The organism is Kitasatospora sp. NPDC058063, assembly GCF_042885395.1.
GTDB lineage: Bacteria > Actinomycetota > Actinomycetes > Streptomycetales > Streptomycetaceae > Kitasatospora > Kitasatospora lactacystinica.
Map to the genome: position 1 here is coordinate 627115 of NZ_JBHVSD010000001.1, position 22826 is coordinate 649940.

At 73.9% G+C, this 22826-nt stretch carries 23 protein-coding genes; 16 read left to right on the forward strand and 7 right to left on the reverse strand.

The window, feature by feature from the left end; all coding sequences use genetic code 11:
- Nucleotide 1: 1 nt before the first annotated feature.
- Together ACFVUY_RS02885 and ACFVUY_RS02890 are read left to right on the forward strand one after the other, a co-directional pair.
- Nucleotides 2-562 (forward strand): hypothetical protein, encoded by a 561-nt coding sequence (locus ACFVUY_RS02885; RefSeq protein WP_387689103.1) that lies wholly within the window; start codon nucleotides 2-4, stop codon nucleotides 560-562.
- A gap of 117 nt (nucleotides 563-679) precedes the next feature.
- Complete coding sequence (locus tag ACFVUY_RS02890) at nucleotides 680-1033, forward strand: DUF2516 family protein (RefSeq protein ID WP_387689106.1); 354 nt, start codon at nucleotides 680-682, stop codon at nucleotides 1031-1033.
- Between the two features lie 112 nt (nucleotides 1034-1145).
- Here the strand turns inward: ACFVUY_RS02890 and ACFVUY_RS02895 are convergent, their stop codons facing one another.
- Nucleotides 1146-2642 carry a PP2C family protein-serine/threonine phosphatase gene (locus ACFVUY_RS02895; protein ID WP_387689109.1) on the reverse strand — a complete coding sequence of 499 codons (1497 nt, stop codon included), beginning with the start codon at nucleotides 2640-2642 and terminating at the stop codon, nucleotides 1146-1148.
- 240 nt (nucleotides 2643-2882) lie between these two features.
- Between ACFVUY_RS02895 and ACFVUY_RS02900 the strand changes: the two genes are divergently transcribed.
- Nucleotides 2883-3446 (forward strand): O-acetyl-ADP-ribose deacetylase, encoded by a 564-nt coding sequence (locus ACFVUY_RS02900; RefSeq protein ID WP_387689112.1) that lies wholly within the window; start codon nucleotides 2883-2885, stop codon nucleotides 3444-3446.
- Nucleotides 3447-3699: 253 nt separating this feature from the next.
- Here the strand turns inward: ACFVUY_RS02900 and ACFVUY_RS02905 are convergent, their stop codons facing one another.
- Nucleotides 3700-4533, reverse strand: coding sequence for a class I SAM-dependent methyltransferase (locus ACFVUY_RS02905; protein ID WP_380553414.1), 834 nt, complete (start codon nucleotides 4531-4533; stop codon nucleotides 3700-3702).
- Nucleotides 4534-4750: 217 nt separating this feature from the next.
- Here ACFVUY_RS02905 and mshA point away from each other — a divergent pair, with 217 nt between their 5' ends.
- Entirely contained in the window at nucleotides 4751-6121 is a 1371-nt protein-coding gene (gene mshA, locus ACFVUY_RS02910; protein WP_380633278.1) for a D-inositol-3-phosphate glycosyltransferase, read from the forward strand.
- Between the two features lie 130 nt (nucleotides 6122-6251).
- Nucleotides 6252-6788, forward strand: coding sequence for a YbjN domain-containing protein (locus tag ACFVUY_RS02915; protein WP_387726928.1), 537 nt, complete (start codon nucleotides 6252-6254; stop codon nucleotides 6786-6788).
- Between the two features lie 23 nt (nucleotides 6789-6811).
- On the opposite strand, the gene ACFVUY_RS02920 is transcribed toward ACFVUY_RS02915, so the two are convergent.
- Nucleotides 6812-8074 (reverse strand): MDR family MFS transporter, encoded by a 1263-nt coding sequence (locus ACFVUY_RS02920; RefSeq protein ID WP_387726930.1) that lies wholly within the window; start codon nucleotides 8072-8074, stop codon nucleotides 6812-6814.
- A 176-nt stretch (nucleotides 8075-8250) separates the two neighbouring features.
- Between ACFVUY_RS02920 and ACFVUY_RS02925 the strand changes: the two genes are divergently transcribed.
- Nucleotides 8251-9009: a phosphoglyceromutase gene (locus tag ACFVUY_RS02925; RefSeq protein ID WP_359913728.1), complete on the forward strand. Its 759-nt coding sequence runs from the start codon at nucleotides 8251-8253 to the stop codon at nucleotides 9007-9009.
- A 290-nt stretch (nucleotides 9010-9299) separates the two neighbouring features.
- A complete protein-coding gene (locus ACFVUY_RS02930) occupies nucleotides 9300-9896 on the forward strand; it encodes a lytic polysaccharide monooxygenase (protein WP_359913730.1) in 597 nt (198 codons plus the stop codon).
- 109 nt (nucleotides 9897-10005) lie between these two features.
- On the opposite strand, the gene ACFVUY_RS02935 is transcribed toward ACFVUY_RS02930, so the two are convergent.
- Nucleotides 10006-10185 (reverse strand): hypothetical protein, encoded by a 180-nt coding sequence (locus ACFVUY_RS02935; protein ID WP_387689121.1) that lies wholly within the window; start codon nucleotides 10183-10185, stop codon nucleotides 10006-10008.
- Between the two features lie 169 nt (nucleotides 10186-10354).
- Nucleotides 10355-11044 carry a phosphate signaling complex protein PhoU gene (phoU, locus tag ACFVUY_RS02940; protein WP_359830323.1) on the reverse strand — a complete coding sequence of 230 codons (690 nt, stop codon included), beginning with the start codon at nucleotides 11042-11044 and terminating at the stop codon, nucleotides 10355-10357.
- A gap of 306 nt (nucleotides 11045-11350) precedes the next feature.
- Between phoU and ACFVUY_RS02945 the strand changes: the two genes are divergently transcribed.
- Both ACFVUY_RS02945 and ACFVUY_RS02950 read left to right on the forward strand, forming a co-directional pair.
- The gene (locus tag ACFVUY_RS02945; protein ID WP_387726932.1) at nucleotides 11351-12790 is read left to right on the forward strand and encodes a sensor histidine kinase; all 1440 of its coding nucleotides are present in this window, start codon (nucleotides 11351-11353) and stop codon (nucleotides 12788-12790) included.
- A 2-nt stretch (nucleotides 12791-12792) separates the two neighbouring features.
- The gene (locus ACFVUY_RS02950; protein WP_031069385.1) at nucleotides 12793-13488 is read left to right on the forward strand and encodes a response regulator transcription factor; all 696 of its coding nucleotides are present in this window, start codon (nucleotides 12793-12795) and stop codon (nucleotides 13486-13488) included.
- A 102-nt stretch (nucleotides 13489-13590) separates the two neighbouring features.
- Here ACFVUY_RS02950 and ACFVUY_RS02955 read toward each other — a convergent pair whose 3' ends face one another.
- Nucleotides 13591-14244 carry a DUF461 domain-containing protein gene (locus tag ACFVUY_RS02955; RefSeq protein WP_387726934.1) on the reverse strand — a complete coding sequence of 218 codons (654 nt, stop codon included), beginning with the start codon at nucleotides 14242-14244 and terminating at the stop codon, nucleotides 13591-13593.
- Nucleotides 14245-14672: 428 nt separating this feature from the next.
- On the opposite strand from ACFVUY_RS02955, the gene ACFVUY_RS02960 reads away from it, so the two are divergent.
- The 7 genes from ACFVUY_RS02960 to ACFVUY_RS02990 all read left to right on the forward strand — a co-directional run bounded on the left by ACFVUY_RS02960 (nucleotide 14673) and on the right by ACFVUY_RS02990 (nucleotide 21770).
- Nucleotides 14673-15155 carry a CarD family transcriptional regulator gene (locus ACFVUY_RS02960; protein ID WP_014136563.1) on the forward strand — a complete coding sequence of 161 codons (483 nt, stop codon included), beginning with the start codon at nucleotides 14673-14675 and terminating at the stop codon, nucleotides 15153-15155.
- A 297-nt stretch (nucleotides 15156-15452) separates the two neighbouring features.
- Nucleotides 15453-16208: a 2-C-methyl-D-erythritol 4-phosphate cytidylyltransferase gene (ispD, locus tag ACFVUY_RS02965; RefSeq protein WP_360343805.1), complete on the forward strand. Its 756-nt coding sequence runs from the start codon at nucleotides 15453-15455 to the stop codon at nucleotides 16206-16208.
- Nucleotides 16198-16701, forward strand: a complete 504-nt coding sequence (ispF, locus tag ACFVUY_RS02970; RefSeq protein WP_359913742.1) for a 2-C-methyl-D-erythritol 2,4-cyclodiphosphate synthase — start codon at nucleotides 16198-16200, stop codon at nucleotides 16699-16701. Before ispD ends, ispF begins: the two co-directional genes overlap by 11 nt.
- Nucleotides 16702-16842: 141 nt before the next feature.
- Nucleotides 16843-17238: a PPOX class F420-dependent oxidoreductase gene (locus tag ACFVUY_RS02975; protein WP_387689131.1), complete on the forward strand. Its 396-nt coding sequence runs from the start codon at nucleotides 16843-16845 to the stop codon at nucleotides 17236-17238.
- A 94-nt stretch (nucleotides 17239-17332) separates the two neighbouring features.
- Nucleotides 17333-18727, forward strand: a complete 1395-nt coding sequence (gene cysS / locus ACFVUY_RS02980; RefSeq protein ID WP_387689134.1) for a cysteine--tRNA ligase — start codon at nucleotides 17333-17335, stop codon at nucleotides 18725-18727.
- A 136-nt stretch (nucleotides 18728-18863) separates the two neighbouring features.
- Nucleotides 18864-19856, forward strand: coding sequence for a 23S rRNA (guanosine(2251)-2'-O)-methyltransferase RlmB (gene rlmB / locus ACFVUY_RS02985; protein WP_387689137.1), 993 nt, complete (start codon nucleotides 18864-18866; stop codon nucleotides 19854-19856).
- 252 nt (nucleotides 19857-20108) lie between these two features.
- Nucleotides 20109-21770 (forward strand): DoxX family membrane protein, encoded by a 1662-nt coding sequence (locus ACFVUY_RS02990; RefSeq protein WP_387726935.1) that lies wholly within the window; start codon nucleotides 20109-20111, stop codon nucleotides 21768-21770.
- 195 nt (nucleotides 21771-21965) lie between these two features.
- Here the strand turns inward: ACFVUY_RS02990 and ACFVUY_RS02995 are convergent, their stop codons facing one another.
- Complete coding sequence (locus tag ACFVUY_RS02995) at nucleotides 21966-22766, reverse strand: NDP-sugar synthase (RefSeq protein ID WP_387685914.1); 801 nt, start codon at nucleotides 22764-22766, stop codon at nucleotides 21966-21968.
- Nucleotides 22767-22826: the final 60 nt, after the last annotated feature.

The following is a 22826-nucleotide window of genomic DNA, read 5'->3' on the forward strand; positions in this document are numbered from 1 at the left end:
CATGCCCATCACCGACGAGATCAAGAAGACCTTCAGCGACCCGACCCCGCTGTACGCCCTGGCCGGCGCCGGGGACCTCGCGTACGAGAAGCTGCGCGAGGTGCCGGGCCGGGTCGAGGCGCTGGCGGCGGACCGCAAGGGCGCTCAGGAGAAGGCCACCGCCACGCTCCAGGAGGCGCAGTCGCTGCTGACCGGGGCGCAGGCCAAGGTCACCGAGACCGTCACCAGCATGCCGACCGACCTCAAGGCCCTGCAGGAGCGGGCCCAGGGCTTCGCGCTGCAGCAGGTGGCCCGCGCGGTCGAGCTGGCGGTGAAGGCCAAGGAGACCTACGACGAGCTGGCAGAGCGCGGCAAGGTCGTGGTGGACAAGGCCCGCCCGGGAGCCTCGGAGGAGGGCGAGCCGTCCGAGCGGCCCGAGCTGACCGTGGAGCCGGTCGAGGTCGCGGAGCCGGTCGGGGTCGCGGAGCCGGCCGAGCCCGCCCCGGCCGCGGAGGGCGGCGCCGAGCCCGCCCCGAAGAAGCCCGCCCGGGCCCGCAAGGGCGCCGCCGACGCCGCGGAGTGACGTGGTGCCCCGAGGGGCACAGTAGGTGACCGTAGGACGTTGACCCCGTTGCGGACGGTCGTCGTGCCAGGATGGGCGGCGGTCGCAGTGCCGGAGTCGAGAGCAGAGGAGATCGAAATGGTCGGAGTGTTGCAGATTCTGGCCTTTTCCTATCTGAACCCGATCTGGTGGGCGACCATCGCCATCCTCGGCTACAAGCTGTTCGCCCTGGTCGACGCGGTCACCCGCCGGGAGGACGCCTACCGGGCGGCCGACAAGAAGACCAAGGGCTTCTGGGTGGCGATCCTGGCGATCTCCTTCGGCTGGGACTTCCTGTTCGGGGTGAACTTCTTCACCGGCATCGGCACCCTGGCCGGTCTGGTCGCCTCGATCGTCTACGTGGTGGACGTCCGCCCGGCGATCCGGGCACTGACCGGAGGCAGCGGCGGCCGGGGCGGCCGGAGCAACACCGGTCCGTACGGCCCCTGGTAGCCCCGGCGGCGGACGACGCGACGGCCCGGGCGGGGAGTTCACCCGCCCGGGCCGTCGCGTGCACGCCGCGTACCCGGCGCATGCCCGGCTGGCGGCGCGGAAGCCCGGCCCGTCAGCCGAGGATCAGCTGCACCGGGTTGCGCTCCAGCAGCAGCACCGCGACGTCGTCGGTCAGCGCCCCGCCGTTCAGCTCCTCGACCTCGGCGATGGCGCTGTCGACCAGCCGCCCCCGGGTCAGCCCGGCGGCCTGGTGGTCGCCGACCAGGTCGGCGAGCCCGTCCTGGCCCAGGCGGCGGGACCCGGCCCCGACCCGGCCCTCGATCAGCCCGTCGGTGTAGAGCAACAGCCGCCAGCCGGCCCGCAGTTCGACCTCGTGGGCGGGCCAGGCGGCCTGCCCGTCGTGGCACGGCAGCAGGCCGAGCGCGGGGCCGGCGAGGTCGGAGGGCAGCGAGATCGGATCGTGGTCCCGGCCGAGCAGCAGCGGCGCCGGGTGCCCGGCGAGGTAGAGCCGGGCCCGCTCGCCGGCGCCGAGCGAGCCGAGGTCGCTGCCGCTGCCGCCGGGCTCGATGACCAGCATGCAGAGCGTCGCGAAGATCTCGTCGCTGCGCCGCTCGTGCTCCAGCACGTGCTGGAGGGTGGTGAGCAGGGTCTCGCCGGTGAGGCCGGCGAAGACCAGGGTGCGCCACGCTATCCGGAGCGCGACGCCGAGCGCGGCCTCGTCCGGGCCGTGGCCGCAGACGTCGCCGATCACGACGTGAACGGTGCCGTCGTCGGTGCGCACGGCGTCGTAGAAGTCGCCGCCGAGCAGCGCGCGGCGGCGGCCGGGGCGGTAGCGCCGGGTGAAGGAGAGCCCGGCGCCGTCGAGCAGCGGGGTGGGCAGCAGGTGGCGCTGGAGGCGGGCGTTCTCCTGGCCGCGCAACTCGGCCTCGACCAGGCGGCGCTGGGACTCGTCGGCGCGCTTGCGCTCGACGGCGTAGCGCAGGGCACGGGCGAGCAGCGGGCCGTCGGTCTCGTGCTTGAGCAGGAAGTCCTGGGCGCCGGCCGCGACGGCGGCCGCGCCGAGCTCGGCCCCCGCGGCGTCGGTGAGCACCACGACCGGGGTGTGCGGGGCCCGGCGGAGCAGTTCGTGCAGGCCCTCCAGCCCGTCCGAGGGGTCGGACGGGTGCGGCAGGTCGGCGGGCGAGGCGAGGTCGAGCAGCACGCAGCCGAACTCGGGGGTGCGGGATCGCCCGCGCCGGGCCCAGGGTGCGGGCGGGGCGAGCAGTTCGGTGGCCTGGTCCAGGCCGCGGGCCCAGTGGATCTCGATCGAGGTGCCGCTGTCGGCCACCGCGGCCTTGATCAGCTGGGCGTCCGAGGCGTCGTCCTCGATGACCAGCAGCCGCAGTGGCGTGCCGTCGGCGGGCCCGTCCGCCGCGGCGGGGCCGTCCGGGTCGGGGATGTGGGACGGGTGGGAGGCGTGCGCGGCCCGTGAACGGGGGTGAGGTATCGGGGAAGTCGCCGTGGCCGGTCCGGTCGTGGCACGGCCGCGGGCATGGCCGACACGGGCGCCGTCATGGGCGCCCGGCAGGTCCGCGGCACCAGGTGCCCGCCCGTCTCCCGTTGCGGGCATCGGTGGTTCCTCCCTTTCCCCGACTGCGTAACGGCCGGCGTCCGTCCGCAGTGCCCGCCTGGCACCGCGCGTCGGGGAACTTCTCGCGACCATAACGTGATCTCCGGGGATTTCTCCGGCCGACCGGCGCCGTTGTGGCTATTGCCACGCCGGTGGCGGTGCGGTGACTGGACTCGGACGACGACTCGGTTCCGTCCCGGCGGATGCCGGGCGGCCCGGGAGAGGGAGCGGGAGCGGGCGATGGTGGAGCGGATCACCCTGGTGGAGGGCGACATCACGGAACAGCCGGTGGACGCGGTGGTGAACGCCGCCAACTCGTCCCTGCTGGGCGGTGGCGGGGTGGACGGCGCGATCCACCGCAAGGGCGGGCCGCAGATCCTGGAGGAGTGCCGCCGGCTGCGCGCCTCGCACTGGGGCAGGGGGCTGCCCACCGGACGGGCGGTGGCGACGGCGGCCGGACGGCTGCCGGCCCGGTGGGTGGTGCACACCGTCGGGCCGGTCTACCGGGCGGAGGAGTACGAGGAGCGGGCGGAGCTGCTGGCCTCCTGCTATCGCGAGTCGCTGCGCACCGCGGTGGCGCTCGGCGCGCGCACGGTGGCCTTCCCGGCCGTGTCGGCCGGGATCTACGGCTGGCCGCCGGCGGACGCGGCCCGGATCGCGCTCGGCACCGTCGCGGAGGTGCTGGACGGCGGTGACGCGGAGGCGGGTGCGGAGCTGGCGGAGGTGCGGTTCGTGCTGTTCGGGTCGGAGATGTACGGGGTGTTCGAACGGGCTCGGCGGGAGCTGTCCGAGCGGGACGCCTGACGGCCTGGTGGGGCGTGGTGCCGGCCGGGTGGCGTGTGGTGTCGCCGCTCGGCCGGGTCCATGGTGGCGTGCCGGGGCGTCAACACGCCAGAGATATTCGATAACTCGTTCGAGTGAATGCATCGGGTCGGTCACCAGCTCCGGCGCTCGCGGGCATGCGCGCGCCCCGAACCCGGCAGCACGCGCCGACCAGCCGTTACCGCGCCGACCAGCCGTTACCGCGCCGGCCCGTCGTTGCCGCGCCGGCCCGCCGTTACGGTGCGAGCGCCGACCAGGGCAGCGTGACCTCGCCCTGCCGCCACCGTCCGCGCGCGTCCACCAGCGGCCAGCCGCCCGCCAGCGCCGTGCAGGCCGCCACCCAGCGCTGCCGCGCCCCGAACGCCCCGTACGGCGCGGCCGCCGCCCAGGCCCGGTCGAAGTCGGTCAGGAAGGCGTGCACCGGCCGTCCGGGGACGTTGTGGTGGATCAGCGCCTTCGGCAGCCGCTCGGCCAGGTCGGAGGGCTGGCCGAGGCCGCCCAGCCGGGCCGCGAAGGTCACCGTCCGGGGCCCCTCCGGACCGAGCGCGACCCAGACGTGCCGCCGCCCGATCTCGTCGCAGGTGCCCTCGACCAGCAGCCCGTCCGGGGCGAGCCGCGCGCACAGCCGCTCCCACACCCCGGCGACCGCCGACTCGTCGTACTGCCGCAGCACGTTGGCGGCCCGGATCAGCTGGGCCGGCGCGCCGCCGTCCAGCGGCACCTCGAAGCCCCCGCGCCGGAAGGTGAGCAGCGGCGGCTCGGCGTACGGCAGCGCGGCGGCGACCCGCTCCGGCTCGATCTCGATCCCGACCACCCGGACGTCCGGCCGCACCGTGCGCAGCCGCCCGGCCAGCTCGACGGCGGTCCACGGCGCCGCGCCGTAGCCGAGGTCCACCGCGACCGGCGGGCGCTCGGCGGCGCGCAGCGCGCGGCCGAGGGTGTGGGCGATCCAGCGGTCCATCCGGCGCAGCCGGTTGGTGTTGGTGGTGCCCCGGGTGACCGTCCCCACCGGTCGCCCGGTCCGTCCGCGGGCGGGCGCGGCGGGAACGGGTTCGAAGGAGGCAGCCATGCCCAGAAGGGTAGTCGGGCCGTCGGCGGCACCGCGCTGACCTGGGGCGATGGCGACCGCCCCGGCCGGTGGGCCGGGGCGGGAATGCCGAGCGCGGTCCGTGTGGTTGGCAGACTGGTGGTGATGTGTGCCCGGGACGGGGCAGCGCACACCGGACAACGGGCGGCCCGGTACGGACCGCCTCGACGGGCAGCACAGAGGAGGCTTCAGCCAGGTGATCCAGCACCCCGTCCGTTCGGTCCGCCGTGCCCAGTCGGCCGCCCCCGCGCGCGGCCGGCTCCAGTCGCTCGTCCCCGGCCGCCGCCGTCCGCGCCGGATCGCCATGCTGAGCGTCCACACCTCGCCGCTGCACCAGCCCGGCACCGGGGACGCCGGCGGGATGAACGTCTACATCGTCGAGCTGGCCAAGCGCCTGGCCGACCTCAACATCGAGGTCGAGGTGTTCACCCGGTCGATCTGCTCGGACGACGCGCCGACGGTCGAGCTGGCCCCGGGCGTGCTGGTCCGCCACGTCACCGCCGGGCCGTACGAGGGCCTGATCAAGGAGGACCTGCCGGCCCAGCTGTGCGCCTTCACCCACGGGGTGCTGCGGACGGAGGCGGGCCACCGCCCCGGCCACTACGACCTGGTGCACTCGCACTACTGGCTCTCCGGGCAGGTCGGCTGGCTGGCCGCGCAGCGCTGGGGGGTGCCGCTGGTGCACACCATGCACACCATGGCGAAGGTCAAGAACGCCGCGCTGGCCGCGGGCGACACGCCCGAGCCCGCGGCCCGGGTGATCGGGGAGACCCAGGTGGTGGAGGCGGCCGACCGGCTGATCGCCAACACCACCGAGGAGGCCGCCGAGCTGGCGCTGCACTACGCCGCCCGGCCGGACCAGCTGGCCGTCGTCCACCCCGGGGTCAACCTGGACGTCTTTCGTCCCGGCGGGCCGCGGACGCCCGCCGCCGCACGGGCCCGGCTGGGCCTGCCGCAGGACGCCGCGGTGCTGCTGTTCGCGGGCCGGATCCAGCCGCTGAAGGCCCCGGACGTGCTGCTGCGGGCGGTCGCCGCGCTGCTGGCCCGGCGCCCGGAGCTGCGCGAGCGCCTGGTGGTGCCGGTGGTCGGCGGGCCGTCCGGCACCGGGCTGGCCCGGCCGGAGAGCCTGCACAAGCTCGCCGCCCAGCTGGGCATCTCCGATGTGGTGCGGTTCCACCCGCCGGTCGGCCAGGAGCTGCTCGCCGACTGGTACCGGGCGGCGACGGCCCTGGTGATGCCCTCGTACAGCGAGTCCTTCGGGCTGGTCGCGCTGGAGGCGCAGGCCTGTGGCACCCCGGTGGTGGCGGCCGCGGTCGGCGGTCTGCCGGTCGCGGTGCGGGACGGCGAGACCGGCACCCTGGTGCAGGGCCACGACCCGCTGGACTGGTCGTACGCGCTGGAGCCGTACATCACCGACCGGGGCCTGGTGGCGCGGCGCGGCGCGGCGGCGGCCCGGCACGCGGCCGGCTTCGGCTGGGACACCGCGGCGGCGACCACCGCCGAGGTGTACGCCGGCAGCATGGCCCGGCCGGCCGGCCGGATGGCCGCGGCCCGTCGCCGACTGGCCTGAGCGCGGGACGGCCCGGCCTCGGTCGGCCCGTCGCCGACCGGCCCGGGGGCGGCCCGGCGGAACGTCGCGCGGCCCGTCGCCGGCCGGCCGAGGCTGCGCCCGCCCGGTACCGGCGAGTAACGTCACCCCCATGGCAATCCGCACCAAGGACGAGGCCCTGACCCTCCTGCGCACCGCCCTGGACGACGCCGGGGTGGCCTGGGAACCGGCCGCCACCGACCCGTACACGCTGGTGGCGGCCCTCCCGGGCACCCGGAAGCTGAGCACCACCTGCGCCCTGCGGGTCGGCGACCACACCCTGTCGGTGAACGCCTTCGTGATCCGCCGTCCGGACGAGAACCACGAGGCCGTCTACCGCTGGCTGCTGGAGCGCAACACCCGGCTGTACGGCGTCGGCTACGCGGTCGACGCGCTCGGCGACGTCTACCTGGCCGGCCGGCTGCCGCTGGAGGCGCTCACCCCGCAGGTCGTGGACCGGCTGCTCGGGACGGTGCTGGAGAACGCGGACGAGCCGTTCAACACCCTGCTGGAGCTGGGCTTCGCCACGGCGATCCGCCGGGAGTGGGAGTGGCGGACCAAGCGCGGGGAGTCCACCCGCAACCTGGCCGCCTTCGCCCACCTGGCTGCCCCGAAGGAGCCGCCGGCGGGCGCCCCGGACGCGGACTGACCCGTGCGGACCGACCCGTTCGGTCAGGCGCCCGCCGGGGTCTTCCCGGCGGGTTCCGCCGCGGGCACCGGGACCGTGACGACGGTCCCGCCGGGCCGGATGCCCTGCGCGGCGCCGGTCCGCTTGCCCAGCAGCAGGTAACCGACCGCGGCGACCGTGCCGCAGACTCCGCACGCACCCCACAGCGCCCCGCCGCCGGCCCGCTCCAGCAGCACCCCGCCGACGGCCGGGCCGAGGAACGAGGCGAGCGACCAGGCGAGCGAGTAGACGCCCTGGTAGCGCCCGCGGGCATGGGTCGGCGACAGCTCGGCGATCAGGCCCATGAGGGTCGGCGTGTAGAGGATCTCCCCGACCGTCCAGACCGCCACCGTGCCGGCGTAGAACCACGCGGACGACCCGGCCAGGGCCGTCAGCCCGAATCCCCAGCCGATGAACAGCGAGGCCGCCGCCAGCATGGCCGACCGGCTGCGGCTCTCGACCCACCGGGTGAGCGGGATCTGCAGCAGCACGATCAGCAGCCCGTTCAGGCCGATGACCAGGCCGTACTCGGTGGACGTGATGCCCCGGCGGCCCATGTCCACCGCGAGGGTGGTGGCACCCTGCTGCAGCACCAGGGCGAGCAGCAGGGTGAGGCCGACCACGGCCATGAAGCGGCGGTCGCGGAACACGGTGCCGAGGCCGACCGCCGGTTCGTCGGCCTTCGCCGTCCGGACGTCGGGCTTCGTCTCCGGGATCCTGACGAAGATCACCACCGCGCACAGCGCCGTGGAGAGCGCGTCCAGCAGGAAGAGCGTGAGGTAGCCGTGGCTGGCGATCAGGCCGGCGACGGCCGAGGAGAGGCCGAAGCCCAGGTTGATCGCCCAGAAGTTCAGCGAGTAGGCGCGGACCCGGTCGGCGACCGGGACGATGTCCGCGATGATCGCCGAGATGGCCGGCCGGGTGGCGTTGTTGCAGAAGCCCACGAGGAAGGCCACCACCGCGATCGCGACCTGACCGTCCGTGAAGCCGAGCACGGCGGTGAACAGCGCGGTGCCGAGCTGGGCGGCGAGCAGGGTCGGACGGCGTCCGACCCGGTCGGTCAGCACGCCGGCGATGATCGCGGAGGCCGCCGAGCCGAGGCCGAACAGGGCGGCGACCAGGCCCGCGTAGGTGGCCGAGTAGCCGCGGCTGCTGGTGAGGTAGAGCGCGAGGAAGGTGACCACGAAGGCGCCGAGCCGGTTGACCAGGGTCGAGACCCAGAGCCACCAGAACTGGCGCGGCAGCCCGCCCGCCGTCTCCTGGATCATTCTTCGGAAACCGGCGGTGACGAGCATGTGGGGGCTCCCGGGGGCAGGCGTCCGCCGATCGGTGCGGCAGGCCCGGTCAGCCGACGCTTGTAAGTGTCAGATGCGCGAGGCACACATTACACATTGGGCGAAGGTCCCCACCAGGGGTTTTCCGGGCCCCTACTAAGCTGGGGGCCATGGCTGACACGACGTACCGACTCATCCTGCTCCGCCACGGCGAGAGCCAGTGGAACCAGAAGAACCTGTTCACCGGTTGGGTCGATGTCGACCTCAACGAGAAGGGCGAGAAGGAGGCCGCCCGCGGTGGCGAGCTCCTGGCCGCCGAGGGTCTGCTCCCCGACGTGCTGCACACCTCGCTGCTGCGCCGCGCCATCCGCACCTCGCAGATCGCCCTGGACAAGGCCGACCGGCACTGGATCCCGGTCAGCCGCAGCTGGCGGCTGAACGAGCGCCACTACGGTGCGCTCCAGGGCAAGGACAAGGCCCAGACCCTGGCCGAGTTCGGCGAGGAGCAGTTCCAGCTGTGGCGCCGCTCGTACGACACCCCGCCGCCGGTGCTGGCCGACGACTCCGAGTACTCGCAGGCCGGCGACGCCCGTTACGCCGAGATCCCGAGCGAGCTGCGTCCGCGCACCGAGTGCCTGAAGGACGTCGTGGAGCGGATGCTCCCGTACTGGTACGACGCCATCGTCCCGGACCTCGCCGCCGGCCGGACCGTGCTGGTCACCGCCCACGGCAACAGCCTGCGCGCGCTGGTCAAGCACCTCGACGGCGTCTCCGACGAGGCCATCGCCGGCCTGAACATCCCGACCGGCATCCCGCTGGTGTACGAGCTGGACGCCGACTTCAAGCCCGTCACCCCGGGCGGCCGCTACCTCGACCCGGACGCCGCCGCGGCCGCCATCGAGGCCGTCAAGAACCAGGGCAAGAAGTAAGCCGCTTGCCGCTACGGCCCCGCCCCCGGTCCGACCGGGGGCGGGGCTCGTTCGTTTTCGGTCGGTTCGTTCTCGGTCGGTTCGGGTTCAACCTGACTGTGCGGGAGGGGAGTTGGGCAGTGCATGGGAAACTGGTTCAGACCATTGACGGGCTCGGTCGGCCACTCCTACCGTGAGGGCACCGGACTGGCGCAGGCATGCCGGGATCTCCCCGTCCGGGCCGCCGCACCCCCACGCGCGCGCGTCCGCGCCCCCGGCGCACACTCCATCCACCCCCACGGAGGAGCACCATGCGCACACGTCACATCGTCGGGGCCGCCGTCGCCGCGCTGGCGATCCCGCTGACCCTCGCCTTCCCGGCCTCGTCCCACGGCTGGATCTCGACCCCGCCCAGCCGGGCCGCGCTCTGCGACACCCACGTGGACGGCGTCCCGTGGGACTGCGGTGACATCCAGTGGGAGCCGCAGAGCGTCGAGGGCCCCAAGGGCTTCCCGGCCCTCGGCCCCTCGGACGGCACCATCTGCGCCGGCGGCAACGCGCGCTTCGCCGAGCTGGACGACCCCCACGGCGGCGCCTGGCCGACCACGCCGGTGACGGCGGGCCAGCAGCTCACCTTCACCTGGACGTTCACCGCCCGGCACGCGACCGCCGACTTCCGGTACTACATGACCAAGCCGGGCTACGACGCGAGCCAGCCGGTCACCCGCGCCAACCTGGACCTGACGCCCTTCCTGACCGTCCCGTACGGCGGGAAGCAGGTGCCGAGCACGCTCAGCCACACCGCGACCGTCCCGGGCGGGCGCACCGGGCACCAGGTGGTCGTCGCGGTCTGGACGATCTCCGACACCGGGAACGCCTTCTACTCCTGCTCCGACGTCCGGTTCTGACCTGCGGAAGGCCCGCGGGAGGGTGAGCGGGCGAGCAGGCCGGAACGCGCGAGGTGCACGGTCGCCGGTGGGCCGTGCACCTCGGGGAGCTCCTCGGGCGGTGCCGCGTTCAGTGGCCGCCGCAGCAGCCGCCGTCGGCGCCTCCGCACTGGCAGGGCGCGCCGGACTGGCAGCCGCAGCCGCAGCCCGGGCCGCAGCCGCAGCCGGCCGCGAGGACGGGAAGCAGCTTCGGGGCGGGTGGCTCGACGGAGTCGTGGGCGGTTGCCGGTCGGGACGGGTTGGCCTTCATCGAGCTTCCCTCCTTGTGACGGGCACAGTCCTGTGCCCCCAACGTCGAGTGAAGCCGTCGAACGGATGAGCGTCAACGGGCGCGCAGTGGTGGGGCGCACGGAAGTCCGTGCGCCCGCACCACCCTTGCCACAGGTTTACTCACCCCTCGGGTGAGCCCGGACCGGCGGTCAGTCGACCGGCGCGGCCTCGGCGGCCTCGGTGGCGGCCACGAACTCGGCCACGTGCTCGCCCGTCACCAGGTACACCACGCGCTTGGCGACCGACACCGCGTGGTCCGCGAAGCGTTCGTAGTAGCGGCCGACCAGGGTGATGTCGACGGCGGTCTCTATGCCGTGGTGCCAGCGCTCGTCGATCAGGTGCGACAGCAGCTCGCGGTGCAGGGTGTCGATCGCGTCGTCGTCCTGCTCCATCTCCAGGGCCTTGTCGACGTCCTTGGTGGCGATGACCAGGCCGGCCTTGGCCACCAGGCGCTGGGCGAGCTGGCCCATCTCCAGGACGGTGGAGTGCAGGTCGCTCGGCACGGCGGTGTCGGGGTAGCGCATCCGCGCGACCTTGGCGACGTGCCGGGCGAGGTCGCCGCAGCGCTCCAGGTCGGCGCTCATCCGCAGCGAGGTGACGACGATGCGCAGGTCGGTGGCGACCGGCTGCTGGCGGGCGAGGAGGTCGATGGCCCGGTTCTCCAGCTCGTGGTGGAGCTCGTTGACCTTCTCGTCGGCGGCGATCACGCTCTCCGCCAGCGCCAGGTCCGCGTCGAGGAGGGCGGTGGTGGCCCGGCCCATCGCCGATCCGACCAGCCGGGCCATCTCGACCAGGCTGTCGCCGATCGCATCGAGTTCCTCGTGGTACGCGTCGCGCATGTTCTCTCCTCAGTAGCTGTGTCGGTGGCGGTGCCGACCGGCCGGCCCGTACGACCGCCGTTCCGGCGTCCGGGTGACCGCTGCTGGTGGCGCGCATCGTACGCGCACACCCGAGCCGATGGCCGCTGTTCGGCACACCGATCTCTCCCACACGGGCTGCCCGGCCAACTTTCCGCCGCCAGGGCGACGGTGCACGGCCGCTACGGTGAATCGACAGCTACCTGAAGGTGAATTCTCGGCAACGCGTGGTGGATGCCTTGACCCAGTGCATGGGGACTGCCCTGGTCGTGCGCTTACGCTGGCCACATGGACGTGAACGTGGCCGCCGCCGCTGCCTGTGCCATAGCCGGGCTCGGCGTCGGCCTCACCGCCTCCATCGCTTTCCGCTGGAGCGAGCGCGAGCAGGCCAGGGGCAGGTACAGCGCAACCGGCGGCAGGAACCCCGGCCGGTACCAGTCACTGGGCACCGGCAACCCCGAGCCGCCGCTGCCGCCCGGGGTCGACACCGTGCTCTCCGTGCTCCGCTCCTGCGCGATCGTGCTGGGCGAGGGCGACGAGGTGGTCAAGGCCAGCTCGGCGGCGTACGCGATGGGCCTGGTGCGCGGTGGCGCCGTCGCCGTGGACCAGATGCTCGGGCTGGCGCGCGCCACCCGCAGGGACGGCGAGATCCGCCAGGTCGAGCTGGAGGTGCCCCGGCCGGGCGCGGCCCGCGCGGCGGAGCCGCTCGCGGTCTCCGTCCGGGTGGCCCCGCTGGGCTCCCGACTGGTGCTGGTGCTGGTCGAGGACCAGACCGAGCGGCGCCGCGTGGAAGCCGTCCGCCGGGACTTCGTGGCCAACGTCAGCCATGAGCTCAAGACCCCGGTCGGCGCCCTGTCGCTGCTCTCCGAGGCGGTCGTCGACGCGTCCGACGACCCGGAGGCGGTGCAGCGCTTCGCCGGCCGGATGCAGGTCGAGGCGGCCCGGCTGGCCAGCCTGGTGCAGGAGATCATCGACCTCTCCCGGGTCCAGGACGACCGGCTGATGGTCGACCCGGAGCCGGTCGCGGTGGACGAGCTGATCGCCGAGGCGATCGACCGCTGCCGCCAGCAGGCCGCCGCCAAGCAGATCCTGATCGCGGCGGGCGGCATCGCCGGCCTCTACCTGCACGGCAACCGCGGCCAGCTCGCCGCCGCGCTCGGCAACCTGGTCGAGAACGCCGTCAACTACAGCCCGCCCCGCACCCGGGTGGCCATCGCCACCCGCCGGATCTCCAGCGCCGCGGCGCTCGGGGAGGCGGACGGCGAGCTCATCGAGATCTCGGTCACCGACCAGGGCATCGGCATCTCCGAGAAGGACCGCGAGCGGGTCTTCGAGCGGTTCTACCGCGTCGACCCCGCCCGCTCCCGGGCGACCGGCGGCACCGGCCTGGGCCTGTCCATCGTCAAGCACGTCGCGGCCTCGCACGGCGGCACCGTCTCGGTGTGGAGCGTCGAGGGCCAGGGTTCGACCTTCACCGTCCGCCTGCCCGCCGGGCAGGCACCCACGGAGGACGAGCCCGACGACGCGTTCGACGACGAGCCCGACGCGTTCGACGGTCTCGTTGACGCGCCGGACCGCGCGCCGGACCGCGCGCCGGGCGGCGACCCCGCCGGGCCCGCCGCCGCACCCCGAACCCTCACCACGGCCCGTACGGACCGTCCGTTCCCCGCCGGGGAACGGAAACAACACCTGTCAGACACAACCCCTCAGCTTGCCCCGGAGGCCTGATCGTGACCCGAGTACTGGTGGTCGAGGACGAGGAGTCGTTCAGCGACGCCCTCTCGTACATGCTCCGCAAGGAGGGCTTCGAGGTGGCCGTCGCCGCCACCGGCCCCGACGCCCTGGAGCAGTTCGAACGCAACGGTGCCGACCTCGTCCTGCTCGACCTGATGCTGCCGGGCCTGCCCGGCACCGAGGTCTGCCGCCAGCTCCGGGTGCGCTCCAACGTCCCGGTGATCATGGTGACCGCCAAGGACAGCGAGATCGACAAGGTCGTCGGCCTGGAGATAGGCGCTGACGACTACGTCACCAAGCCGTACTCCACCCGCGAGCTGGTCGCGCGGATCCGCGCGGTGCTGCGCCGCCGCGGCGAGGACGGCGGCGCGGGCGACAACGGCGGCGGCCCGGGTGCCCTGGAGGCGGGCCCGGTCCGGATGGACGTGGACCGCCACGTGGTGACCGTGGACGGCGCCAAGGTCGACCTGCCGCTGAAGGAGTTCGACCTGCTGGAGATGCTGCTGCGCAACGCGGGCCGGGTGCTCACCCGGATGCAGCTGATCGACCGGGTGTGGGGCGCGGACTACGTCGGCGACACCAAGACCCTGGACGTCCACGTGAAGCGCCTGCGGGCCAAGATCGAGCCGGACCCGGGCGCGCCGCGCTACCTGGTCACCGTCCGCGGCCTGGGCTACAAGTTCGAGCCGTAAACCGTCCCGACCACGCGGAAGGCCCCCGCCGGCAGCAGCCGGAGGGGGCCTTCGCGTCGCTCCGGCGGGCCCTGGCGGGCCCGCCGGGGGCGGGGTGCGGTGTCAGTGCGCGGCCGGGACGGCCGGAGCGGTGGTGCCGGCCGGGACGGCGGCGCCGGTGGTCGGCGCCCCCGGGGTGGTGGCGCCGGTGGCCGGGGCGGTGGCGCCGGGGGTGGCGGTCTTGGCGGGGGTGGCGGTCGGCGACGGGGTCGGCCCGTAGCCGTTGTAGAGGCCGAGGTCCGGGTTCACGCCGGCCTGGGCCTCGACCTTCTGGCCGTCCTTGAAGGTGAAGACGGTCGGGGCGAAGCCGCCGACGTGGACGGTCGCGGAGGCGACGGTGGCGGACGGGTTGCCCTGACCGCCGATCGCGACCGCGCCGCCGGCCGGGACGACGATGCTGGACAGCGGAGCGCCGGCGGCGTCCGCGAAGGTGGCAGCGGCACCGCCGACGGTGACGGACTGGAGCTCGGCCGGGATGTTCGCGGTGTTCGCGATGTTCACGACCACGCTGGCGGCACCGGTGTAGTCGCCCGCGGTGTTCTCCCCGGTGACGACCACGATGTTGTTCAGCCGGAGGTTGGTCCCGAGGGTCGCCGCAGCGTTGTCGGGCTTGATCTGCAAGGTATCCGGCGTGTTGCCGGCGGCGCAGGAGGACAGCGAGGCGATGGCGATGGCGGCGATGGCGGCGATGCTGCCGCGTCGAAGGCTGCGGCTCACGGCGGCGGCTTCTCCTAAGTCACGTGTCGGTAGGTCAGGTCTCAGATTATCGACCTCACTTATGCGCTCCTCACGGGGTGGCCCCCGTGTCGCACTCCCGGGGGCCGCCGGGGGGCCGTCCGGCGGCACGCTCGACGTGTCCAGGTCACTCGACGGACAAGGTTCGACCAAGATCGAATAACGATTCGGTCGCGACCCGAAAAGGGGTGAAAGCTCAAGATCCAATCATGGTTGCGGGGGTGTTGCGCAAGGGTTTCGTCCAACCCCGGAACCGCCTCCGACCTGCGGGAAGCCGCTCTCGAACATCGGTCGCAGCACGTCATGGGGGTCGTTGTCAAGCCCCGAGACCGGCCCTGACCTGCGAAAACGCCCTTCGAGTGTGCCGAGAAGCGTGTTATTCTGGAAAGCCACGGAAGGGGTCCTGTCACATGACGTTCAAGGTTGGCGACACGGTGGTCTACCCCCATCACGGGGCCGCGCTGATCGAGGCCATCGAAACCCGCCAGATCAAAGGTGTGGACAAGACCTACCTGGTGCTCAAGGTGCAGCAGGGAGACCTGACGCTCCGCGTGCCCGCCGAGAACGCGGAGTTCGTCGGTGTGCGCGATGTGGTCGGCCAGGAGGGTCTGGACCGGGTCTTCGAGGTGCTGCGGGCACCGTACACGGAAGAGCCGACCAACTGGTCCCGTCGCTACAAGGCGAACCTGGAGAAGCTCGCCTCGGGTGATGTCATCAAGGTCGCCGAGGTCGTTCGCGACCTCTGGCGCCGCGAGCGCGAGCGCGGCCTCTCGGCCGGCGAGAAGCGAATGCTCGCGAAGGCGCGCCAGATCCTCGTCAGCGAGCTCGCGCTGGCGGAGAACACCAACGAGGACAAGGCGGAGACGCTGCTCGACGAGGTCCTCGCCTCGTAGCGCGCGCCACCGCAGTGCGGTCGGGCTGCCGCCCAACGCTCACAGCGCCCGGTGCCGGCGCGCCGCTCCTCGGACGAACCGTCCGGGAGTGGTGCATTGGCACTTCGGGCGCTGAGGCATGTCCGGACCACGCCACCCGCCCTGGCCGGCCGAGGCCGGCAAGACCGTTTCGGCCCCCGCTGTTGCGGGGAGCTTGCGGAGCTGTGCGGCGGGCGGTGGACCGTGGTTCTTCGGAAGGGGCCCGGTGCGCCCGCCGGGCACGCCATGGCCATACCCACTTCGCCGAAGGAGTGAAACCTGAACGCGTCAGGAGCAGTCGCAGCAGCAGTGGTGCCCGCCGCCGGACGCGGTGAGCGGCTGGGGCCGGGGGCCCCGAAGGCCCTGCGGGAACTGGGGGGTGTGCCGCTCCTGGTGCACGCCGTCCGGGCCCTGGCCCGCAGCCGGGCGGTCGGCCTGGTCGTGGTCGCCGCGCCCGCCGACGGGGTGGCCGAGGTGGTCGCCCTGCTGGACAGCCACGGGCTGGACGACAAGGACATCCGGGTGGTGGCCGGCGGGGCGACCCGCCAGGAGTCGGTCCGGCTCGGCCTGGCCGCGATCCCGGACGAGGTCGGGATCGTGCTGGTGCACGACGCGGCCCGCCCGCTGGTCCCGGTCGAGGTGGTGGACGCCGTCGCGGCCGCCGTCCGGGCCGGGGCGCGGGCCGTGGTGCCCGCGGTGCCGCTGGCCGACACGGTGAAGCGGGTCGAGCCGAACCCGGGCGGTCCCGAGCCGGTGCTCGACACGCCCGAGCGCGCCACCCTGCGCGCGGTGCAGACCCCGCAGGGCTTCGACCGCGCCACCCTGGTCGAGGTGCACGCCAAGGCGCTGGCCGAGGAGAGCGACGGCACCGCCGACGCGCCGCCGGTCACCGACGACGCCGGCCTGGTCGAGCGCTACGGCGGCCGGGTCGTCGTGGTGCCCGGCCACGAGGAGGCGTTCAAGGTCACCCGTCCACTGGACCTCGTGCTCGCCGAGGCCGTACTCGCCCGCAGGAGGGCCGCCGATGCCTACTGACCCGCAGACCGCCCCCGTGATCCCCCGGGTGGGGATCGGCACCGACGTGCACGCCTTCGAGGCCGGCCGCCCGCTCCGGGTGGCCGGGCTGGACTGGCCGGACGCCGGGGCCGGGCTCTCCGGGCACTCGGACGCCGACGTCGCCGCCCACGCCGCCTGCGACGCGCTGTTCTCGGCCGCCGGGATCGGCGACCTGGGCGCCCACTTCGGCACCGACCGCCCGGAGTGGGCCGGCGCGTCCGGGGTGAAGCTGCTGGGCGAGGCGGCCCGGCTGGTCCGCGAGGCGGGCTTCGAGATCGGCAACGTCGCCGTCCAGGTGATCGGCGTGCGGCCGAAGATCGGCAAGCGGCGGGACGAGGCGCAGGCGGCGCTGTCCGGGGCGGTCGGCGCCCCGGTGTCCGTCTCCGGCACCACCACCGACGGACTGGGCCTGACCGGCCGGGCCGAGGGGCTGGCCGCGATCGCCACCGCCCTGGTGTACGAACGGCGTTGAGCCGGTCGCGGTGAGCGGGCGGGAAGAAACCGCTTCTGACGGGTGTTCACCCGGTGTCCGCGGGGCCCGAGTCGCTACTGTTCGGCTCGGGCCCGTACGGGCTTCCGCTCGGGCCGAACCGCCGACGAGAAGAGGTAATCCGTGACCGCCCAGCTCTCCGACCGTGCCAAGGCGCTGCTCGACGACAAGAGCTTCGCCGTGGTCTCCACGATCCAGCCCGACGGCAGCCCCCAGTCCTCGGTGGTCTGGGTCAAGCGGGACGGCGACGACATCCTGTTCTCCACCGTCCAGGGCCGCCGCAAGCACCTCAACCTGGAGCGGGACCCGCGGGTCTCGATCCTCGTCAACCCGTCGGAGGACCCGTACGAGTACCTGGAGGCCCGCGGTGAGGTCTCGCTGACCACCGAGGGCGGCCGGGAGCTGATCGACGAGCTGGCCGCCAAGTACCGCGGCGTGGACAAGTACACCTGGGACGGTCCGGACGACGTCCGGGTGGTCGTCCGGCTCGCCCCGCGCAAGGTGCTCGGCAGCATCTGACCCCGCCCGCGGGCCACTGTTTCCCCGGGATCACGCCCCCGTTGTCCCGGGGAATGTGGCGGGGCACCCCCTGCTGCCCACTACGCTTGACGCTGTGAGCATTCGTCTGTACGACACCAGCACCCGCCAGGTACGCGACTTCGTCCCGCTTGTACCGGGTTGTGTCTCGATCTACCTGTGCGGCGCTACCGTCCAGTCGGCGCCACACATCGGGCACATCCGGTCGTACCTCAACTTCGACATCATGCAGCGGTGGTTCGCCTACCGCGGCTACCAGGTGACCTTCGCCCGGAACGTCACCGACATCGACGACAAGATCATCGCCAAGGAGCGCGAGCTCGGCACGCCGTGGTGGCAGATCGGCTACGAGAACGAGCGCGCCTTCAACGACGGCTACGACGCGCTCGGCTGCCTGCGGCCGACCGTCGAGCCGCGGGCCACCGGGCACATCCCCGAGATGATCGCGATGATGCAGGGCCTCATCGCCAGGGGCCACGCCTACGCGGCCGACGGGAACGTCTACTTCGACGTGCGGTCGTACCCCGACTACCTGGCGCTCTCCAACCAGAAGCTGGACGACCTGCGCCAGCCCGAGGGCGAGGGCGAGACCGGCAAGCGGGACCAGCGCGACTTCGCGATGTGGAAGGCCGCCAAGCCGGGCGAGCCGAGCTGGGAGACCCCGTGGGGCCCCGGCCGTCCGGGCTGGCACCTGGAGTGCTCGGCGATGGCCCACAAGTACCTGGGCGCGGCCTTCGACATCCACGGCGGCGGGCTGGACCTGATCTTCCCGCACCACGAGAACGAGATCGCCCAGTCCAAGGCCTACGGTGACGACTTCGCCAACTTCTGGGTGCACAACGCCTGGGTCACCATGGCCGGCGAGAAGATGAGCAAGTCGCTGGGCAACTCGGTGCTGGTCTCCGAGATGGTCCGGGCGTGGCGGCCGATCGTGCTCCGCTACTACCTGGCCGCCCCGCACTACCGCTCGATGATCGAGTACAGCGAGGAGTCGCTGCGCGAGGCCGAGGCCGGTTTCGGCCGGATCGAGGGCTTCATCCAGCGCGCCGTCGAGCGCTGCGGCACGGTCGACGCGGCGCCCGAGGTGCCGCCGGCCTTCGCCGAGGCGATGGACGACGACTTCGGCGTCCCGCAGGCGCTGGCCGTCGTGCACACCGCCGTCCGCCAGGGCAACAGCGCCCTGAACGCGGACGACAAGGAGAGCGTGGTGGCGCGACTGGCCGAGGTCCGTGCGATGCTCGGTGTACTGGGCCTCGACCCGCTCGACCCGCACTGGGCCGGGACGGAGCGCGGCGAGGACCTTCACGGCGTGGTCGACTCGCTGGTCCGCCTGGTCCTGGACCAGCGGCAGGCGGCGCGCGAGCGCAAGGACTTCGCCACCGCGGATGCCATCCGCGACCAGCTCGGCCTGGCCGGGCTGGCGATCGAGGACACCCCGTCCGGCCCGCGCTGGACGATCAACAGCCAGTAACCCCATCCGACGATCGGGGTGATGGGTGGGCCGTACCGGACCGGTACGGCCCTCCCGCATGACGTACGCATGTCGTCGGCGGCCACCGGGCAGACCGGGGCGGTCGGGGCATGCCGGACAGACAGGAAGTACAGCCATGGCCGGCAACAGCCAGCGCAGGAACCGCCGCAACCCCGGATCGAAGAAGGGCGCGTCTGTCGGTACCGGCGGGCACAGCCGGAAGGCGCTCCAGGGCAAGGGTCCGACCCCGCCCGGTGCGGAGCGCAAGGGTCACCCCAAGCAGCGCGCCGCCAACGCCGCGATCAAGCGCGAGCGGGACGCCAAGGCCCGGGCCGGCATGCGCCGGGCCGGCGGCGGCGGCCGCGGCGGCCGCGGCGGCGCGGGCAGCGCCGAACTGGTCTTCGGCCGCAACTCGGTGGTCGAGGCCCTGCAGGGCGACGTGCCGGCCAACGCGCTGTACGTCCAGCAGTTCATCGACACCGACGACCGGGTCCGTGACGCCTTCCAGGCCGCCAACGACCGCGGCATCCCGCTGATGGAGGCCCCGCGGCCCCAGCTGGACCAGATGACCGGCGGGATGAACCACCAGGGCCTGGTGCTCCAGGTGCCGCCGTACGAGTACGCGCACCCCGAGGACCTCCTGGCGGATGCCGCCGACGCCGGCCAGGACGCGCTGATCATCGCGCTGGACGGCGTGACCGACTCGCGCAACCTGGGCGCCGTGGTCCGCTCCGCCGCCGCCTTCGGCGCGCACGGCGTGGTCATCCCCGAGCGCCGCGCGGCCGGCATGACCGCCGGTGCCTGGAAGACCTCCTCCGGCGCCGCGGCCCGGCTGCCCGTCGCCCGGGCCACCAACATGACCCGCGCCCTGGAGGCCTACCAGAAGGCCGGCCTGATGGTGGTCGGCCTGGCCGCCGACGGCGAGGCCGAGATCGGCGACCTGGCGCTGCTGACCGGTCCGGTGGTGATCGTCGCGGGCAGCGAGGGCAAGGGCCTGTCCCGGCTGGTCTCGGAGACCTGCGACATGCGGGTCCGGATCCCGATGTCCGGCCTGACCGAGTCGCTGAACGCCGGTGTCGCGGCGGGCATCGTGCTGTACGAGGCCGCGCGGCTGCGCGCCAAGCGCTGAGTGCCGAGAGCTGAGAGCTGAGCGCTGAGCGCTTGGTGCTTGGCGCTTGGCGCTTGGCGCTTGGTGCCGAGCGCTTGGTGCTGAGCACGGCGGGGGTGCGGAGCGCAGGCGATCTTCCGAATTCCCCGCAATCCGAGTGGAAGGCGATCGGGCCCGATCGGGCCCGATCGCTTTTTTCATGATCACTTCAAGTGTGCGCCGGACATCCACCCGGCAGAGTGTCCTAAGCGGCCGTCACCCGGTTAGACGGGCGTGGACACCAGAACACTTCGGCGCCCCCTGTTCGGCAACGGCAGTTCCGGGATAGACGCGGGCCCCGCCCTCAACACCGTCAAGGTGGAGTCGGACCCTTCGCGGCTCAGCAGCACCCAGGCGAGCTTCCGGCTGCGGCTCGGCGCCCCGACGGCGCCGCTGATCGAGGCCCCGGCCGGACTGCTGTCCACCGGCGCCGCGTTCGGCGACCCGTACGCCAACCAGGGCCTGATCCGCCGTCCGCTGGTCACCCCGCAGGTCGTCGTGCCCGCCTCCGCCGTCCCGGCGCTGGCCGGGGCCGGCGGCGCGCCGCGCCGCAAGGGCCGGGTCACCGCCGTCACCTGGACCGGCCAGGCACCCCCCGGGGACCTCGCGGCCACCCAGCTGCTGGAAGCGGTGCGCCTCGGCGGCACCCCGGCCGGCGGCGTCCGCCTGGTCGAGCCGGACACCCGGGCGCTCCCCTCCCTCGCGGGCGCCCGGGCCGTCCCGCGCCAGCCCCGCGAGGGCGCCGGCACCGCCACCGACGCGGGAGTCGGCCCGGTCGGCGAACCGCACGGCTGGACCCCGAGCGGCGAGCTGCCCGAGGTCTCCGCCGCCGACGCCGCGGGCAAGCAGCCCTGGTACCCCGGCCGCCGGGTCGACCTCGGCCTGGTGCTGCTGCCGCTGCGCGCCGTCCTCGGCTCGCTCTCGGTCTACGCCGGGTTCAGCAAGCTCTGCGACCCGGTGTACTTCGACGGCGGCGAGCGCGGCTCGATGATGCGCTGGCTCTCCTCGCTGCACCCCTGGAGGGTCGCCGAGCCGCTGCTGGCCTTCGCCATGGCGCACCCGGTGGGCGCCGGCCTGGCGGTGTCGTTCACCCAGATCGTGGTCGGCGTGCTGACCGTCCTCGGCCTCTGGCAGCGGCTCGCCGCCGGCGCCGCGATGGCGCTCTCCGCCGCGCTGCTGTTCACCGTCAGCTGGCGGGCCGTCCCGGTCTACGACACCCCGGACCTGATCTTCCTCGCGGCGTGGAGCCCGCTGCTGATCGCCGGGGCGCCGTTCGCCTCGCTGGACGGGCGGCTCGGCCTGGAGGCCTGGCGCCGGTTCGGCGCGGACACCACCGGGGCACTGCGCCGCCGGGTGCTGCGCCGCGGCGCCGTGGTCACCACGGTCGTGGTCGGCCTGACCCTGCTGCTCGGCTCGATGCTCGGTGCCGCCGTCCGCACCGGCGCCCGGGCGCACCAGGCGCCGGACCGTCCGGCCACCGACTACGGCACCCCGGTCTGGCCGTCGGGCAGTCCGTCCGGCACCCCCGGCAGTGGCAAGGGCACGTCCACCACGCCCCCGCCCGCCGCCCCGCGCCCGGCCACCCCGACGCCGAGCGCGACCACCCCGGCCACCACGCCGCCCGCCAAGCCCGCCACCCCGACGCCGAGCGGCAAGGGGCACTCGGGCAGGGCGGAGGCCGGGTCGGGCGCTTCCCCGGCCGCGCCCGCGCCGCCCACCGGCCCGGGCGGCACGGCACCCGCGTCGCGCAGCACCCCGGGTGCCGGCGGCGCGGGGCCGGGGTCCAAGTCCAGCCCGAGCTCCGGCGGCCTGCTCGGCGGGGTGCTGGGCAGCGCGCCGCTGGCCGATCTGTCGGGCGGCCGGGCCTCCCACCCGGGGGCGCCGACCGCGACCTGACGCCCGCAGTAACGGCGATCGGCCGGGTGCTCCGTGGGGGAGCACCCGGCCGATCGCCGTGCGCGTGCGGTGGGGCGGGGGCGTCCGCGTTCGCGCCGGGTCGGGCGAGCGCGTCCGCGTCCGTGTGCGGTGGGCAGTCGGGCGGGGCCTGCGACTGTCCGGTCGCGGCGCGGACGGGCCTGCGGTGCCCGTCGGCTACCGGGGCGCCCGGCCGGCGCCGGAGGCGAGCTCCTTGGCCGCCTCGGTGAGGTCCTTGGCGGTGTCGATGGCCCGCCAGTACACGCCCTGCGGCAGCTGGTAGCCCGCCAGTCGCTTGCCGCGGGCCAGCTGGGGGAAGGTGGTGCGCTCGTGGTCGCCCACGTCCGGCAGCAGCTCGGCGAACTCCGGGCTGAACACGTACAGGCCGGCGTTGATCAGGAAGGGCGAGGGCGGGGCCTCGATGAAGTCCAGCACGTTGCCGAACTGGTCGGTCTCCACCGCGCCCCAGGGGATCCGCGGCCGGGCCAGCGCGAGCGTCGCGACGGCGTCCCGCTCGTGGTGGAAGGCGGCCATCTCGCGCAGGCTGAAGCGGGTCCAGATGTCGCCGTTGGTGGCGTACCAGGGCTCGTCCGGGCGGGGCAGCGCCTTGGCCGCGTACTTGAGCCCGCCACCGCGCCCGAGCGGCTCCGCCTCGACCACCGTGCGCACCCGCAGCGGCAGGTCCGCCTTGTCCAGCCACTCCTCCAGCACGTCGGCGAGGTGCCCGCAGGAGATCACGACGTCGGTGACGCCCTCCTCGGCCAGCCAGGCCAGCTGGTGGCCGAGGATCGGCGTGCCCGTCCCGGGGATCTCGACCAGCGGCTTCGGGCGGTCGTCCGTGTAGGGGCGCAGCCGGGAGCCCTGGCCGCCGGCCAGGATGACGGCCTGGGTGACGGGCGTCGTGGTCGGCCGGGGCGGGTGGGGCTGCGGGGGCCGGGCGGACGGGAGGTCGGCGGTGGGGCCGGAGTCAGCGGTCATGCCTGAACAATAAGGCGGCGGACGGGGGTGTCCGCCGCCTCGGGGACCGGGGTCCTCCCG